Here is a 16,089-nt window from a genome sequence, read left to right on the forward strand (position 1 = left end):
GGATGCGGCGCGCCGCCACGGCCCTGCTCGGCGTCCTCGTCGGCAGCGTGGCCCTCTCCGGCTGCGACTTCGACGTCTACTCCCTGCCGCTGCCCGGCGGCACCGACGTCGGCGACCACCCCATCGAGGTGACGGTGCAGTTCCAGGACGTCCTGGACCTGGTGCCGAAGTCGACGGTCAAGGTCAACGACGTCAGCGTCGGGCAGGTGAAGTCGATCGACCTCGAGGGCTACCACGCCAACGTCGAGATCGAGCTGCGCGACGACACCAAGCTGCCCGAGAACACCGTGGCCGAGATCCGCCAGACCAGCCTCCTGGGTGAGAAGTTCGTGTCCCTGGCCGCGCCCGAGAGCGGCGCCGAGGGCTCGCTGGAGACCGGCGACGTGATCCCGCTGGAGCGGACCGGGCGCAACCCGGAGGTCGAGGAGGTGCTGGGCGCGCTCAGCCTCATCCTCAACGGCGGCGGCGTGGCCCAGCTCAAGACCATCACCCAGGAGCTCAACAAGGCGCTGAGCGGTCGTGAGGGCGACGTCCGGTCGGTGCTCGACCAGGTCAACACCTTCACCTCCACCCTGGACACCAACAAGGTCCAGATCGTCGACGCGCTCGAGGCCCTCAACCGGCTCTCGATCTCCGCGCGCCAGCAGGAGGACAACATCGACGAGGCGCTGGAGCAGCTGCCCAGCGCCCTGACCAGCATCGACGGCCAGCGCCAGGACCTGGTCAAGATGCTCCAGGCCCTCGACGACCTCTCCGGGGTGGGGGTCCAGGTGATCTCGGCCTCCAAGGACGCCACCATCAACTCGCTGCGCCAGCTCCAGCCGGTGCTCAACCAGCTCGCGGCCTCCGGCGACGACCTGGTCAACGCGGTCAACGTCTTCTACGCCTACCCCTTCGTCGACGAGGTGGTCGGCCGCGACCCGCAGGTGGCCCGCAACCTGCACATGGGCGACTACACCAACCTCTCGATCGAGCTCCAGCTCGACCTCACCAAGGGCCTGCCGACGGTGCCCGGCATCCCCACCGAGCTGGTGTGCACGCCGCTCTCGCAGATCCCCGACCTCGGACCGCTGCCGCCGCTCGACCAGCTGTGCGCCGACACGATCGCGGCGATCAACAAGTGCACCCAGAGCCCGAGCCTGAAGAACTGCAAGGACCTGCCGGACTTCCTCATCAAGCAGGTCTGCCAGGCGCTCCCGGTGCCGATCCCGCTGCTGTGCAACGGCCTCGGCCTCAACCTCGGTGGTGGCGGCGGGGGCAGCGGTGTCCCGCTGCCGTCCCTGCCGACCCTGCCGTTGCCGAGCGTGTCCGGGCTGCCCGACCTCGGCGGTGTCGTCGGCGGCGTCCTGGGCGGGCTCGGGCGAGCCGGCACCGGCTGGAACGACGCCACGCACGGTGGCCCGACCATGGCCCAGCTCCAGCAGGTCTACGACCCGGCCCTGGTCAACCTGCTCATCCCGCCCTCCGTCGTACCCACCCAGCAGCCTGCGGCCGAGCCCGCGGCTGACGGCTCGACCCAGGCGAAGGCAGGTGCGTCGCGGTGATCACCACCCGCACCAAGGTGCAGCTGCTGGTCTTCGTGGCCATCACCCTGCTCGGCGTCACGTTCGTCGGCGCGCGCTACGCCCAGCTGGACCGGCTGTTCTACGACGACAGCTACACCGTGACCGCGCACTTCCCCGACTCCGGCGGCATCTTCGCCGGCGGTGAGGTCACCTACCGCGGTGTCGGCGTGGGCCAGGTCTCGAAGATGGAGCTGACCGACCAGGGCGTCGACGTGGTCCTCGACATCGAGAAGTCCTACGACGAGATCCCGGCCGACGCGCTCGCCGTGGTCGGCAACCGCTCGGCCGTCGGCGAGCAGTACGTCGAGCTGCAGCCGCAGCGCGACGACGGGCCCTACCTCCACGACGGCTCGGTCATCAAGCAGGACGACACCCGCATCCCCATCGCGACCGACACCCTGCTCACCCACCTGTCCGAGACCGTGGAGTCGGTCGACAAGACCTCGCTCAAGACCACCGTCGACGAGCTCGGCGCGGCCTTCGGCGGCACCGGTGAGGACCTGCAGCGGATCATCGACAGCGGCAACTCCTTCATCAACACCGCCAACGACAACTTCGACCTCACCACCGCGCTGATCAAGGACAGCAACACCGTCCTCAACGGTCAGATCGCCTCGGACTCCGCGATCCGCAACTTCTCCTCCCAGCTCCAGGCCTTCAGCACCGTCCTGGCCGGCTCGGACAAGGACCTGCGCACCCTCATCGACACCGGCGGCGTGGCCGCGACCCAGCTGCGGACCTTCCTGGAGCAGAACCAGGTCGAGCTCGGCGACCTCATCAACAACCTGGTCACGACCGGCGACATCGTCGTCAAGCACCTCGACGGCATCAAGCAGCTGCTGGTGATCTACCCCTACGTCGTCGAGGGCGGCTTCACCGTCGTCTCGAAGACCCCCGAGACCGGGCTGTACGACGCCCACTTCGGACTGATCCTCACCAACCAGCCGGTGTGCCACCAGGGCTACGAGAGCACCGACACCCGGATCCCGCAGGACGGCAGCAACCGGCCGATGAACGTCAACGCGCACTGCGCGGAGCCGGCCACCACGACCAACGCCCGCGGCGCCCAGAACATCGCCAAGCGCGCCCCGGCCTCCTACGACGCGCCCGTCGTGGCGTCGTACGACCCGGGGACCGGCAAGCTGACCTGGGGCAGCACGGACCCGGACGACGGTTCCTCGCTGGCCGCCACCGGTAGCGTGGCCCCGCCGTCGACGCTCGGAGAGGAGTCCTGGAAGTGGCTGTTCCTCCAGCCCCTGACGACCGGTCAGGAGTGACCCCGGAGAGCAGCCCCGACGGACCCGCCCGCACGCCGGCGCGCTCCCTGCGGCTCGCCCTGCTCGTCGGTCTGCTCGTGCTCCTGGTGGCCTCGGTGGCCGCCGTCGGCTACCTCGGCGCCACCCGGCCCGTGCCGGCGCTGGGTCTCGACGGCGACCAGGCGCAGGTCCAGGACGAGCGCGAGGCCGTGATGGCCCAGGCCGAGCAGTTCATGCTGCGCATCAACACCTACGGCCCCGACCTGCTCGAGGGCGACACGATGCCCAAGTACCGCTCGCAGGTCGAGGAGGTCATCACCCCCAAGTTCGCCGCGGACTTCGAGAAGAACGCGCCCCTGGCCGAGGCCACCGTCAAGCAGGCCGGCGTCGGCCGCTCGGCGCAGGTCTACAGCACCGGCGTCTCGGCCATCGACTCCGACTCCGCGACCGCTCTGGTCGCCGGCTCCTTCACCCAGTCCTACCCGGCCACCGACGGCTCGGACCAGCGCGTCGAGACCGAGCCCGCGCCGTTCCGGGTCCAGGTCAGCCTGCGCAAGATCAAGGGCACCTGGCTCGTCGACGACTTCACCGCACTGACCGGCGACGCCGACCAGAGCGGGGGCACGACCGGCGCGCCGAGCGAGGTCCCGTCGGTGGTGCCCACCGACTCGTCGGCACCGAGCGGGGGCGCGACGCCGTGACCCCGACCTGGTACGACCTGCTCGGCGTGGACCGCGACGCCACGGCTGCCGAGATCCGCACGGCCTGGCGCGACGCGATCGCCGACCTCGATCCCGGCGACCGGCGCTTCCGCTCGCTCAACGAGGCCGCCGAGGTCCTGCTCGACCCGCAGCGCCGGGCGGCGTACGACGCGACGCTCGAGCCCGAGCCCGAGCCGGCCACCGCGCCGGAGCCCGAGCCGGCCGACGAGGAGACGGCGCGCCCGCTGACCCACGACGAGCCCGGTGGGCGGCGCCCGACGTGGGTGGTCCCGGCCTGGCTGCTCGCGGCCCTGGCCGTCCTGCTCGCGCTGGTGCTGGGCTGCGCGGCGTACCTGCTCACCCAGCCCTCCGACGACGACATCGCCGAGGCCTCCAGCCAGGCCCAGGGCGCGGCCGAGACCGCGGTGACCACGATCCTGGCCTACGACTACCGCCACCTCGACGACGACCAGCAGGCCGCGGGCGAGCTGATGACGGCCTCCTACCGGGCGAAGTACGACGAGCTGTTCACCGTCATCAAGCAGAACGCCGCCGAGGTCAAGCCCGTGGTGACGGTCCAGGTGGTCGCCTCCGGGATCGTGCGGTCCGGCGACGACCGGGTGCAGGTGCTGGTCTTCGTCAACCGGCCGACCACCAACGCCAAGACCACCGAGCCCGTCGTGTCCCGCGACCAGGTCGTCATGACGATGGTCAAGCAGGGCGACGCCTGGCTCGTGGACGGTCTGGACACCAGCCAGCTCGCGGGCTGACGCCCGGGTGCCGGCGCACCCGGAGGGGTACCGGATCGGCGCTGGTGCTTGACCTCGGCCCGGACAGCGCTCATCATCGTGGGACGCTGTGCGGTGCAGCCGAGGCGAGGGCTTGTCGGCTGCCTTGCCATCGGCTATCGTGGCTCTTTGCGCCTGCCCTCAGATGCTCACGCCCTGCCCGGAATGGGTGTTGATGTGGTCGGTCGGCGCGTCTCCGCTCACGAGCCCCGCATGAGGACAACTCTTGGCCGCGCGCACCAACACCAGCACGTCCGCACGACTTCCCCGCCGCATCTCGTTCGCGAAGATCCACGAGCCGCTCGAGGTCCCGCAGCTCCTCTCCCTCCAGACCAGCAGCTTCGACTGGCTGATCGGCAACGAGGGCTGGGAGCAGACCGTCGAGCGCCGTCGCGCTGACGGCGAGGACGTCTCCGCGAAGTCCGGTCTGCAGGAGATCTTCGAGGAGATCTCCCCGATCGAGGACTTCTCCGAGACGATGTCGCTCTCGTTCGAGAACCCGGTCTTCTACGACCCGAAGTACACCGTCGACGAGTGCAAGGAGAAGGACTTCACCTACTCCGCTCCGCTCTACGTCTCGGCGGAGTTCACCAACAACGACACCGGTGAGATCAAGGGCCAGACGGTCTTCATGGGCGACTTCCCGCTCATGACCGACAAGGGCACCTTCATCATCAACGGCACCGAGCGCGTCGTGGTCTCGCAGCTGGTCCGCAGCCCGGGCGTCTACTTCGAGCGCACCGCCGACAAGACCTCCGACAAGGACATCTACACCGCAAAGCTGATCCCCAGCCGCGGTGCCTGGCTGGAGTTCGAGATCGACAAGCGCGACATGGTCGGCGTGCGCCTCGACCGCAAGCGCAAGCAGAACGTCACCGTGCTGCTCAAGGCGCTCGGCATGACCATCGAGGACATCCGCCGCGAGTTCGCCGACCCCAACAGCACCGAGGGCAAGGCCTACGAGTCCATCGAGCTGACCCTGGAGAAGGACAACACCCAGGCCGAGGACGACGCGCTGCTCGACATCTACCGCAAGCTGCGCCCGGGCGAGCCGCCGACGCGCGAGGCCGCGCAGACGCTGCTCAACAACTACTACTTCAACCCCAAGCGCTACGACCTGGCCAAGGTCGGTCGCTACAAGGTCAACAAGAAGCTCGGCCTCGTCGAGGCCTTCGACCAGCAGACGCTGACGCTGAGCGACATCGTGGCGGCCATCCGCTACATCGTGGCGCTGCACGACGGCCAGGACAGCATCGACAGCCCGCAGGGCGACCTCGAGATCTCCGCCGACGACATCGACCACTTCGGCAACCGCCGCATGCGCACGGTCGGTGAGCTGATCCAGAACCAGCTCCGCACCGGCCTGGCCCGCATGGAGCGCGTGGTCCGCGAGCGGATGACGACCCAGGACGTCGAGGCGATCACGCCGCAGTCCCTGATCAACATCCGTCCCGTGGTGGCGGCGCTGAAGGAGTTCTTCGGCACCTCCCAGCTCTCGCAGTTCATGGACCAGACCAACCCGATCGCGGGCCTGACGCACAAGCGTCGCCTGTCCGCGCTCGGTCCGGGTGGTCTGTCCCGCGACCGCGCCGGCATGGAGGTCCGCGACGTCCACCCGTCGCACTACGGCCGGATGTGTCCGATCGAGACCCCTGAGGGTCCCAACATCGGTCTGATCGGCTCGCTGGCGACGTACGGCCGCATCAACCCGTTCGGCTTCGTCGAGACGCCCTACCGCAAGGTCGAGAAGGGCGTCATCACCGACCAGGTCGACTACCTCACGGCCGACGACGAGGACCGCTACGTCATCGCCCAGGCCAACGCCGTCATCGACGACAAGAACAAGTTCGTCGAGGAGCGTGTGCTGGTCCGCCAGCGCGACGGTGAGGTCTCCGAGGTCCCGGCCGAGGACGTCGACTACGTCGACGTGTCCCCGCGCCAGATGGTCTCGGTCGCGACCGCGCTGATCCCGTTCCTGGAGCACGACGACGCCAACCGCGCGCTCATGGGTGCCAACATGCAGCGCCAGGCCGTGCCGCTCATCAAGAGCGACTCGCCCCTGGTCGGCACCGGCATCGAGTACCGCGCCGCGGTCGACGCCGGCGACGTGCTGACGGCGTCCTCGGCCGGTGTGGTCAAGGAGGTGGCCGCCGACGTCGTCGAGACGATGAACGACGACGGCACCTACACGACCTACCGCCTCGACAAGTTCCGCCGCTCCAACCAGGGCACCTGCATCAACCAGCGTCCGCTGGTGCGTGAGGGTGACCGGGTCGAGGTGGGCTCGCCGATCGCCGACGGTCCGTGCACCGACCAGGCCGAGATGGCGCTGGGCACCAACCTGCTGGTCGCGTTCATGCCGTGGCAGGGCCACAACTACGAGGACGCGATCATCCTCAGCCAGCGGCTGGTGCAGGAGGACATCCTCACCTCGATCCACATCGAGGAGCACGAGGTCGACGCCCGCGACACCAAGCTCGGCCCCGAGGAGATCACCCGGGACATCCCGAACGTCTCCGAGGAGATGCTGGCCGACCTCGACGAGCGCGGGATCATCCGCATCGGCGCCGAGGTCAACACCGGCGACATCCTGGTCGGCAAGGTCACGCCCAAGGGCGAGACCGAGCTCACCCCGGAGGAGCGGCTGCTCCGCGCGATCTTCGGTGAGAAGGCGCGCGAGGTCCGCGACACCTCGATGAAGGTCCCGCACGGCGAGTCCGGCACCGTCATCGGCGTCCGGGTCTTCGACCGCGAGGAGGGAGACGAGCTCCCGCCGGGCGTCAACCAGCTGGTGCGCGTCTACGTCGCGCAGAAGCGCAAGATCTCCGTCGGCGACAAGCTCGCCGGACGCCACGGCAACAAGGGCGTCATCGCGAAGATCCTGCCGATCGAGGACATGCCGTTCATGGAGGACGGCACGCCGGTCGACGTGGTGCTCAACCCGCTGGGTGTGCCGCGCCGCATGAACATCGGCCAGATCCTCGAGCTGCACCTGGGCTGGCTGGCCAAGCAGGGCTGGGACCTGGACCTCGCCGAGGACCAGAGCAAGGCCGACTGGAAGCAGCGGCTGATCGACATCCACGCCCAGCAGTCGGACGCGGGGGTCAAGGTGGCCACGCCGGTCTTCGACGGCGCCCGTGAGGACGAGCTGGTCGGGCTGCTCGGCGCGACGTACCCCAACCGGGACGGCGTGCGGATGGTCAAGGAGGACGGCAAGGCCAACCTCCTGGACGGTCGCTCCGGCGAGCCGTTCCCGGACCCGGTGGCGGTCGGCTACATGTACATCCTCAAGCTGCACCACCTCGTGGACGACAAGATCCACGCGCGCAGCACCGGCCCCTACTCGATGATCACGCAGCAGCCCCTGGGCGGCAAGGCCCAGTTCGGCGGCCAGCGGTTCGGCGAGATGGAGGTCTGGGCGATGGAGGCCTACGGCGCCGCCTACGCCCTGCAGGAGCTGCTGACGATCAAGTCCGACGACGTGCCTGGTCGCGTCAAGGTCTACGAGGCGATCGTCAAGGGCGAGAACATCCCCGACTCCGGCATCCCGGAGTCGTTCAAGGTGCTCGTCAAGGAGATGCAGTCGCTCTGCCTGAACGTCGAGGTCCTGAGCCAGGACGGCAGCTCGATCGAGCTCCGCGACGCGGAGGAGGACGTCTTCCGCGCCGCCGAGGAGCTCGGCATCGACCTGTCGCGCCGCGAGCCCAGCTCCGTCGAAGAGGTGTGACGGTCGGCCCCGGGGTTTCGAGACGGCGCTAGCGCGCCTCCTCAACCACCGGGGCCGGCCCCCCACCCCCCATCACGCACCACCTAGAACAACGAGGGAAGCGAAGCCAAAGTGCTCGACGTCAACTTCTTCGACCAGCTTCGGATCGGCCTGGCCACCGCGGACGACATCCGCACGTGGAGCCACGGCGAGGTCAAGAAGCCGGAGACCATCAACTACCGCACGCTCAAGCCCGAGCGCGACGGCCTCTTCTGTGAGAAGATCTTCGGTCCCACCCGGGACTGGGAGTGCTACTGCGGCAAGTACAAGCGCGTGCGCTTCAAGGGCATCATCTGCGAGCGCTGCGGCGTCGAGGTGACCCGGTCCAAGGTCCGCCGCGAGCGGATGGGCCACATCGAGCTGGCCGCCCCGGTCACCCACATCTGGTACTTCAAGGGTGTCCCCAGCCGGCTCGGCTACCTGCTCGACCTCGCCCCGAAGGACCTGGAGAAGGTCATCTACTTCGCGGCGTACATGATCACCTCGGTCGACGAGGACGCACGCCACCAGGACCTGTCCTCGCTGGAGAACAAGGTCGGCCTGGAGCGCGAGCGGCTCGAGAAGCGCCGCGACCAGTCCATCGAGGACCGCAGCAAGAAGCTCGAGGAGGACCTCGCGGCCCTGGAGGCCGAGGGGGCCAAGGCCGACCAGCGCCGCAAGGTCAAGGACGGCGCCGAGCGGGAGATGAAGCAGCTGCGCGACCGTGCGCAGCGCGAGATCGACCGCCTCGAGGAGGTCTGGAGCACCTTCAAGGCGCTCAAGGTCCAGGACCTCATGGGCGACGAGATGCTCTACCGCGAGATGAAGAACTGGTTCGGCAAGTACTTCGAGGGCCACATGGGCGCCACGGCGATCCAGAAGCGACTCGAGGACTTCGACATCGCCGCCGAGGTGGAGTCGCTGCGCGAGACCATCGCGACCGGCAAGGGCCAGAAGAAGGTCCGCGCGCTCAAGCGGCTCAAGGTCGTCGACGCGTTCCGCAAGACCGGCAACAAGCCCCAGGGCATGGTGCTGGACGCCGTCCCGGTCATCCCGCCGGACCTGCGCCCGATGGTGCAGCTCGACGGTGGTCGGTTCGCGACCTCGGACCTCAACGACCTCTACCGCCGCGTCATCAACCGCAACAACCGCCTCAAGCGGCTGCTCGACCTCGGCGCGCCCGAGATCATCGTCAACAACGAGAAGCGGATGCTCCAGGAGGCCGTCGACTCGCTGTTCGACAACGGCCGTCGTGGCCGTCCGGTCACCGGCCCGGGCAACCGGCCGCTGAAGTCGCTGTCCGACATGCTCAAGGGCAAGCAGGGCCGCTTCCGCCAGAACCTCCTCGGCAAGCGCGTGGACTACTCCGGCCGGTCGGTGATCGTGTCGGGTCCGCAGCTGAAGCTGCACCAGTGCGGTCTGCCGAAGATGATGGCGCTGGAGCTGTTCAAGCCCTTCGTCATGAAGCGGCTGGTCGACCTGAGCCACGCCCAGAACATCAAGTCCGCCAAGCGGATGGTGGAGCGGGCGACCTCCGGGCTCTCGCGCTACGCGATGGTCTGGGACGTGCTCGAAGAGGTCATCATGGAGCACCCGGTGCTGCTCAACCGCGCACCGACGCTGCACCGCCTCGGCATCCAGGCCTTCGAGCCGCAGCTGATCGAGGGCAAGGCCATCCAGATCCACCCGCTCGTGTGCGGCGCGTTCAACGCCGACTTCGACGGTGACCAGATGGCCGTGCACCTGCCGCTGTCCGCGGAGGCCCAGGCCGAGGCCCGCATCCTGATGCTCTCGACCAACAACATCCTCAAGCCGTCCGACGGCCGGCCCGTGACCATGCCCTCGCAGGACATGATCATCGGCCTGTTCTGGCTGACGACCGACCGCGAGGGCGAGCCCGGCGAGGGCCGGGCGTTCTCCTCGCCGGCCGAGGCGACCATGGCCTTCGACCGGGGCGAGATCACGCTGCAGTCCAAGATCAAGCTGCGCCTCAGCGACGCCGTGGCGCCGCTGGACTTCGCCGGTGAGCACGAGGAGGGGCAGCCGCTCCTGCTCGAGACCACCCTCGGGCGCTCGCTGTTCAACGACACCCTGCCCGCCGACTACCCCTACGTGAACTACGAAGTGGGCAAGAAGGCGCTGGGCGCGATCGTCAACGACCTGGCCGAGCGCTACACCAAGGTCGAGGTCGCGGCGTCGCTGGACGCGCTCAAGGACACCGGCTTCCACTGGGCGACCCGCTCGGGTGTCACGGTCTCCATCGACGACGTCACGACGCCGGCCGACAAGGCCGACATCCTGGCCGGCTTCGAGACCCAGGCCGCGAACATCCAGAAGCAGTTCGAGCGCGGTCTGATCACCGACGACGAGCGTCGTCAGGAGCTCATCGAGATCTGGACCGACGCGTCCAGCAAGGTCGGTGACGCGATGGAGAAGAACTTCGACCGCACCAACCCGATCTTCATGATGGTGGACTCGGGCGCGTCCGGGAACATGAACCAGATCCGGCAGGTCGCCGCCATGCGTGGTCTGGTGGCGAACCCGAAGGGCGAGATCATCCCGCGCCCGATCAAGTCCAACTTCCGTGAGGGCCTCACGGTGCTGGAGTACTTCATCGCCACCCACGGCGCTCGCAAGGGTCTGGCCGACACCGCGCTCCGCACGGCGGACTCGGGCTACCTGACCCGTCGCCTCGTGGACGTCTCCCAGGACGTCATCATCCGCGAGGACGACTGCGGCACCGAGCGCGGCCTGATCAAGCGGATCGGCGTCAAGCGCGAGGACGGGAGCGTCCGCAAGGACGACAACGTCGAGACCTCGGCGTACGCCCGGACCTCGGCCGTCGACATCACCCACCCGGAGACGGGCGAGGTGCTGTGCGCCGCGGGCGAGGACCTCGGTGACGTCAAGATCGGCGAGCTCGTGGCCGCCGGTGTCGAGGAGGTGTCGGTCCGCTCCGTGCTGACCTGTGACGCCAAGACCGGCACCTGCGCCAAGTGCTACGGCCGCTCGCTGGCCACCGGCAAGCTCGTCGACATCGGCGAGGCCGTCGGCATCATCGCGGCCCAGTCGATCGGTGAGCCCGGCACGCAGCTGACGATGCGCACCTTCCACACCGGTGGTGTGGCCTCCGCGGACGACATCACGCAGGGTCTGCCCCGCGTGGTCGAGCTCTTCGAGGCCCGCTCGCCCAAGGGCGTCTCGCCGATCACCGAGGTCACCGGCCGCGTGGAGATCGAGGAGACCGACAAGGCCCGCGTCGTGCGGATCACCCCGGACGACGGCTCCGAGCCCATCGAGTACCCCGTCAGCCGCCGCTCGCGCCTCCGGGTCGCCGACGGCGACCACATCGAGGTGGGCGACCAGCTGGTCGTCGGCACGCCGGACCCCAAGGAGGTGCTCCGCATCCTCGGTGTCCGCAAGACCCAGCAGCACCTGGTCGACGAGGTCCAGCAGGTGTACCGCTCGCAGGGCGTGGCGATCCACGACAAGCACATCGAGATCATCGTGCGGCAGATGCTGCGCCGGATCACGGTGCTCGAGTCGGGCGAGACGCACCTGCTGCCCTCCGACCTCGTGGACCGCGTGCGGTTCGAGGAGGAGAACCGCAGGGTCGTCTCCGAGGGCGGCAAGCCGGCCTCGGGTCGCCCCGAGCTCATGGGCATCACCAAGGCCTCGCTCGCGACCGAGTCGTGGCTGTCCGCGGCCTCCTTCCAGGAGACCACCCGCGTCCTCACCGACGCGGCCATCCACGGACGGTCCGACAGCCTGCGCGGTCTGAAGGAGAACGTCATCATCGGCAAGCTGATCCCGGCTGGTACCGGCCTCGAGCGGTACCGCAACATCCGGGTGGAGCCCACCGAGGAGGCCCGCGCCGCGGCGTACTCCGTCACCGGCTACGACTCCTACGACTACGAGTTCGCGGGTTCGCCGAGCCAGGCGGTCGCGCTCGAGGAGTTCGACTTCGGGTCCTACCAGAACTGACGCCTTCCGCAACGGCCCCTGCTCCCTTCGTGGGGAGTGGGGGTCGTTGTGCTTGTCTGGGTGCTGCTTCTCGTGTTGCGGGCTCTCGGGTCCGGCCGCCTGTGGGCTGACCCGGCCACCGCCTGACCGCAGCCCCCTCACCGAACGCAACCGACGCCGTGTTGCACGCGGCTGCTTCCAGCGTGGTTGCGTCTCGTGTGCATGCCCCACGCCGCGGGTCTAGCGTTCGGCGAGGGGGCTGCGGTCCGGCGGGGGCCGGGTCAGCCCACAGGCGGCCTGGTCTGGCGGCGGCACCGTCTCGTCTCCGCCTTCACGGGTGGGTGGGGGTGTGGTGCGGGTTGCCGCGGCCGGCGCCGCCGAGAACTTGTAACGCGCAGTTATCGGATCTTCCGACCCGTTGCAACGGGTCGACAGTTCCCGTAACTGAGCGTTACAAGTGCGTGGAGGCGGACCGCAGCGTGGCCGCCTAGGCGGCCGCGCTTTCGTGGGCGGGGCGCAGCCTCGCCCTCAGCGCGCCCTCACCAGCCAGACCGGGTCCCGCTGTCAAGGACGGACCTGTCGCCGAAGGCCGCCGTCCGCCACGAAGTGGCGCGTAGCGTCCTTGACAGCGGGAGTCGGGCTGGTGAGCGCGCGGCCGCTACGCAATTGGTCCCGCCGACCCACAGACACGGCGAAAGGCCAGCAGGAGCCCAGGTCGAGGAGGGCGACCGTCACAGTCCCGACGGTTCGTAGGAGAACGCGGCTGAGGCCTCCCGGATGAGCGACGTCGCGGTCGCCAGGTTGGGGCTCGTGGACCGGCTCCGTGTGAGGTGGCGCAGGACGACCCGGCGCATGCCGAGGCCCGGGATGTCCAGGGTGTCGACGCCCTCGGCCGGGAGCGACTCCAGGGCCAGGGCGGGCGCGAGGGTGATGCCGGCTCCGGCGGCGACCAGCGCGAGGGCGTTCTGGTAGCTGAAGTAGATGTGCTGGTCCGACTCGTCGCCGCCGAGCTCGCGGCGGACGCGGCGCACGGCGGCGGCGTTGGCGGCGGAGGGGTCGAGGCCGAGCCAGGGGAGGCCGAGGCGGGTGAGGTCGACGACGTCGGCGCTGATCAGGGCACCGGTGGGGACGACGAGCTGCCAGGGCTCGTCGAGGAGGGGCACGTCGGTGGTGCCGCGCGGGGGCGTGTAGCTCTCGCCGGCGTCGAGCTCGACGATGGTGGCGTCCAGGGAGCCGGCGCGGAGCATGCGGAACAGGTCGGCGTCCTCGGCCTCGACGGTCTCGAAGCGCAGGGCGGGGTAGCGCTCGCGCCAGTCGGGGAGGGCAGGGGCGAGCACGGAGGCCAGGAACGACTGGAAGCCGCCGATGCGGATGGTGCCGGTGACGTCGGCGTCCTCCTCGGCCAGGCGGGTGACGGCGACGGCGAGGGCGCGCTCGACGTCCTCGGCGGCCTCGGCCAGGGCCAGGCCGGCCGGGGTGAGGACGCTGCCGCTGGACGTGCGCTGCAGCAGGGTGTGGCCGGTCTCCTGCTCGAGCCGGGCCAGCTGCTGGGAGACGGCGGAGGCGGTGACGCTGAGCTCGTCGGCGGCCGCCAGCACGCCGCCGTAGCGGGCGACGGCGAGCAGGAAACGGAGCCGGCGGGGGTCGATCGTCACTTCAGCAACGCTAAATCCAGAGTGGAGCAGAGTGCAATTGTTCTTACTCCTCGAATACCCCACCATGGATCTCGTCGGGCCGGTGGTCGGCCACGTATGAGAGACACGAGGAACACGGACATGATCGCGGCAGCCATGGGGTGGATCGGGACCGTCGGGAGCATCAGCGCCTACGTCCTGCTGAGTCGTGGGCGCTGGCACGCCCAGTCGCTGCGCTACTCCGCCCTCAACGGTGTCGCCGGTGTCCTGGCCGCCTCAGCCAGCGCGGTGTACGGCGCGTGGCCGAGCGTCACCTCCAACCTGCTCTGGTCGCTGATCGCCGCGCAGGCGGCGTACACCGAGCTGCGCCGCCGGCACGTGGCGCGGCTGGCCGCGGTGGTGACCCCGCTCCCGACCCTCCAGCACGACCCGGAGCCGCCGACCGGACCGCAGCCGGTCCTGGTCAGCGCCGCCTGAGCGCTCCCCTCGCTCGCCCGCTCCGGGCCTCGACACGGCCCCCGCCAGCATCCCCCGCTGTCGGGGGCCGTCCTCTGTCCGCCTGGTGCGGAGACGGAGCGGGTCAGGCCCGCTCGCGCTGCTCCTCGTCGAGCTCGCGCAGCCGCCGGAGCGCGGGCAGGGCGGCCTCCAGGCTGGCCCGATCGTCGGGCGAGAGCTGGTCGACGAGCTCGGCCACGGACGCGGTGCCCAGCCGGCGCCGCTCGCGCAACGTGTCGGTGCCGGCGTCGGTGAGCGCCACCAGGGCGGCCCGCTTGTCGGTCGGGTCGTCGCGGCGCTCGACGTACCCCGCCCTCTCCAGCCCGGTGACCAGGGACGTCATGGACGGCTGCGAGACGCCCTGGACTCCGGCCAGGTCGGTGACCCGGCGCGGGCCGGTCCGCTCGAGGGTGGCCAGGGTCGAGATCGCGGTGAGGCCGACCGCGCGGGGTGCGCGCCGCACCACGGTGGCGCCGAGGGCGTAGAGCGCCTCGGCGACCGGGCGGGTGGTGCGCGTCGTCGAGGTCACACCGATCAGCCTACCGGGTGCATTGAGGCTCTATATAGATGACCTATACAATCGAGTCATGGCCGCGACCCACTCTCACCACGCGCACGTCCCCGAGGCGACCGGCGGAGCCTTCCGCCAGCCGAAGGCGGTCTGGGCCGTGGCGTTCGCCTGCGTCATCTCGTTCATGGGCATCGGCCTGGTCGACCCGATCCTGCCGTCGCTGGCCTCCTCGCTGCAGGCCACGCCGTCGCAGGTGACGCTGCTGTTCACCAGCTACCTCGTCGTCACCGCGGTGGCGATGCTGGTCACGGGCTGGGTCTCGAGCCGGATCGGGGCCAAGCGCACGCTGCTCACCGGCCTGGTGCTCATCGTGGTCTTCTCCTTCATCGCCGGCGCGAGCGGCAGCATCGGCCAGATCGTCGGCTTCCGCGCCGGGTGGGGGCTGGGCAACGCGCTGTTCATCGCCACCTCGCTCGCGGTCATCGTCAGCTCGGCCAGCGGCGGGTTCGCCGGAGCGATCGTGCTCTACGAGACCGCGCTGGGCGTCGGCATCGCGACCGGCCCGCTCCTCGGCGGCCTGCTCGGGAACGTCAGCTGGCGCGGCCCGTTCTTCGGCGTCTCGGTCCTCATGCTCATCGCGCTCATCGCCACCGCGGTGCTGGTGCCGAGCAGCCCCGCGCCCGAGCAGAAGTCGTCGATCAGCGAGCCCATCAAGGCGCTGCGGCACCGGGCGCTGGCGACGACCAGCGTCACCGGCCTGCTCTACAACTGGGCCTTCTTCACCATCCTCGGCTACGCGCCGTTCCTCATGGACCTCTCGCCGATCCAGCTGGGCTTCGTCTTCTTCGGCTGGGGCATCCTGGTCGCGCTGTTCGCGGTCTTCGGCGCCCCCTTCTTCAAGGCGCGGCTCGGCACGCCGGTCACGCTGTACGCCGCGTTCACGGTGATGGCCGCCGTCTCGCTGGTGATCGGGCTGTTCCCGGACCACCGCAACGTAGTGATCGTCGCGGTCATTGCCTCGGGCGTGGTCATCGGCCTCAACAACACCCTCGTCACCACCGCGGTCATGAGCATCGCCCCGGTCCCGCGCCCGGTGGCCTCGGCGACCTACGGCTTCGTGCGGTTCATCGGCGGCGGCCTCGCGCCGTACGCCGCGGGCAAGCTGGTCGAGCACTACAGCGCCCACGTGCCCTTCATCATCGGCGCGGCCGCCGTGCTCGTCGCCGGCCTGGTCCTCAGCACCGTGCACCGCACCCTGGTCGAGGCCGACGCGGCCGACGGCCACGGGGGCGAGGACGCGGTCGACGAGGTGCCGGCCGTCGAGGAGGAGGCGATCCTCGTCGAGGAGGAGCTCCAGCGTGACGCCCGGTAGGCCCGGCAATTCTCAGCCAGAACTCAGCCCCGACGGCAACCCGGGCTCGTCCATGAGGG

The 16,089-nt window shown here is 69.6% G+C and carries 10 protein-coding genes; 8 read left to right on the plus strand and 2 right to left on the minus strand.

The genetic code is table 11. The annotated features are described in order from the left end of the window. Positions 1 to 2 precede the first annotated feature (2 nt). From G5V58_RS00225 to G5V58_RS00250, 6 genes are all read left to right on the plus strand, one after another. Positions 3 to 1,544, plus strand: coding sequence for an MCE family protein (locus G5V58_RS00225; RefSeq protein WP_230487418.1), 1,542 nt, complete (start codon positions 3 to 5; stop codon positions 1,542 to 1,544). Next, a complete protein-coding gene (locus tag G5V58_RS00230; RefSeq protein WP_165227711.1) occupies positions 1,541 to 2,842 on the plus strand; it encodes an MCE family protein in 1,302 nt (433 codons plus the stop codon). The genes G5V58_RS00225 and G5V58_RS00230 overlap by 4 nt, the downstream gene beginning before the upstream one ends. Further along, complete coding sequence (locus G5V58_RS00235; RefSeq protein WP_165227713.1) at positions 2,839 to 3,522, plus strand: hypothetical protein; 684 nt, start codon at positions 2,839 to 2,841, stop codon at positions 3,520 to 3,522. The genes G5V58_RS00230 and G5V58_RS00235 overlap by 4 nt, the downstream gene beginning before the upstream one ends. Beyond that, positions 3,519 to 4,292, plus strand: a complete 774-nt coding sequence (locus G5V58_RS00240) for a J domain-containing protein (RefSeq protein ID WP_165227715.1) — start codon at positions 3,519 to 3,521, stop codon at positions 4,290 to 4,292. Before G5V58_RS00235 ends, G5V58_RS00240 begins: the two co-directional genes overlap by 4 nt. Before the next feature lie 244 nt (positions 4,293 to 4,536). Continuing rightward, a complete protein-coding gene (gene rpoB / locus G5V58_RS00245; RefSeq protein WP_165227717.1) occupies positions 4,537 to 8,037 on the plus strand; it encodes a DNA-directed RNA polymerase subunit beta in 3,501 nt (1,166 codons plus the stop codon). Positions 8,038 to 8,148: 111 nt separating this feature from the next. Next, on the plus strand, positions 8,149 to 12,039 hold the full coding sequence (locus G5V58_RS00250) for a DNA-directed RNA polymerase subunit beta' (RefSeq protein WP_165227719.1): 3,891 nt from the start codon (positions 8,149 to 8,151) through the stop codon (positions 12,037 to 12,039). A gap of 710 nt (positions 12,040 to 12,749) precedes the next feature. On the opposite strand, the gene G5V58_RS00255 is transcribed toward G5V58_RS00250, so the two are convergent. After that, positions 12,750 to 13,673 carry a LysR family transcriptional regulator gene (locus G5V58_RS00255; RefSeq protein ID WP_165227721.1) on the minus strand — a complete coding sequence of 308 codons (924 nt, stop codon included), beginning with the start codon at positions 13,671 to 13,673 and terminating at the stop codon, positions 12,750 to 12,752. A gap of 120 nt (positions 13,674 to 13,793) precedes the next feature. On the opposite strand from G5V58_RS00255, the gene G5V58_RS00260 reads away from it, so the two are divergent. Beyond that, positions 13,794 to 14,129: a CBU_0592 family membrane protein gene (locus G5V58_RS00260; protein ID WP_165227723.1), complete on the plus strand. Its 336-nt coding sequence runs from the start codon at positions 13,794 to 13,796 to the stop codon at positions 14,127 to 14,129. Between the two features lie 103 nt (positions 14,130 to 14,232). Here G5V58_RS00260 and G5V58_RS00265 read toward each other — a convergent pair whose 3' ends face one another. After that, positions 14,233 to 14,676: a MarR family winged helix-turn-helix transcriptional regulator gene (locus G5V58_RS00265; protein WP_230486970.1), complete on the minus strand. Its 444-nt coding sequence runs from the start codon at positions 14,674 to 14,676 to the stop codon at positions 14,233 to 14,235. A 58-nt stretch (positions 14,677 to 14,734) separates the two neighbouring features. Between G5V58_RS00265 and G5V58_RS00270 the strand changes: the two genes are divergently transcribed. Next, the gene (locus tag G5V58_RS00270; protein WP_165227725.1) at positions 14,735 to 16,030 is read left to right on the plus strand and encodes an MFS transporter; all 1,296 of its coding nucleotides are present in this window, start codon (positions 14,735 to 14,737) and stop codon (positions 16,028 to 16,030) included. The last annotated feature ends 59 nt before the right edge of the window (positions 16,031 to 16,089 follow it).

It is taken from the genome of Nocardioides anomalus (genome assembly GCF_011046535.1).
Classification (GTDB): domain Bacteria; phylum Actinomycetota; class Actinomycetes; order Propionibacteriales; family Nocardioidaceae; genus Nocardioides; species Nocardioides anomalus.

Bases quoted from the DNA above. Each gene is read 5' to 3' on its own strand.
- G5V58_RS00225 (WP_230487418.1), top strand. From the start codon at position 3: ATGCGGCGCGCCGCCACGGCCCTGCTCGGCGTCCTCGTCGGCAGCGTG.
- G5V58_RS00260 (WP_165227723.1), top strand. From the start codon at position 13,794: ATGATCGCGGCAGCCATGGGGTGGATCGGGACCGTCGGGAGCATCAGC.
- G5V58_RS00270 (WP_165227725.1), top strand. From the start codon at position 14,735: ATGGCCGCGACCCACTCTCACCACGCGCACGTCCCCGAGGCGACCGGC.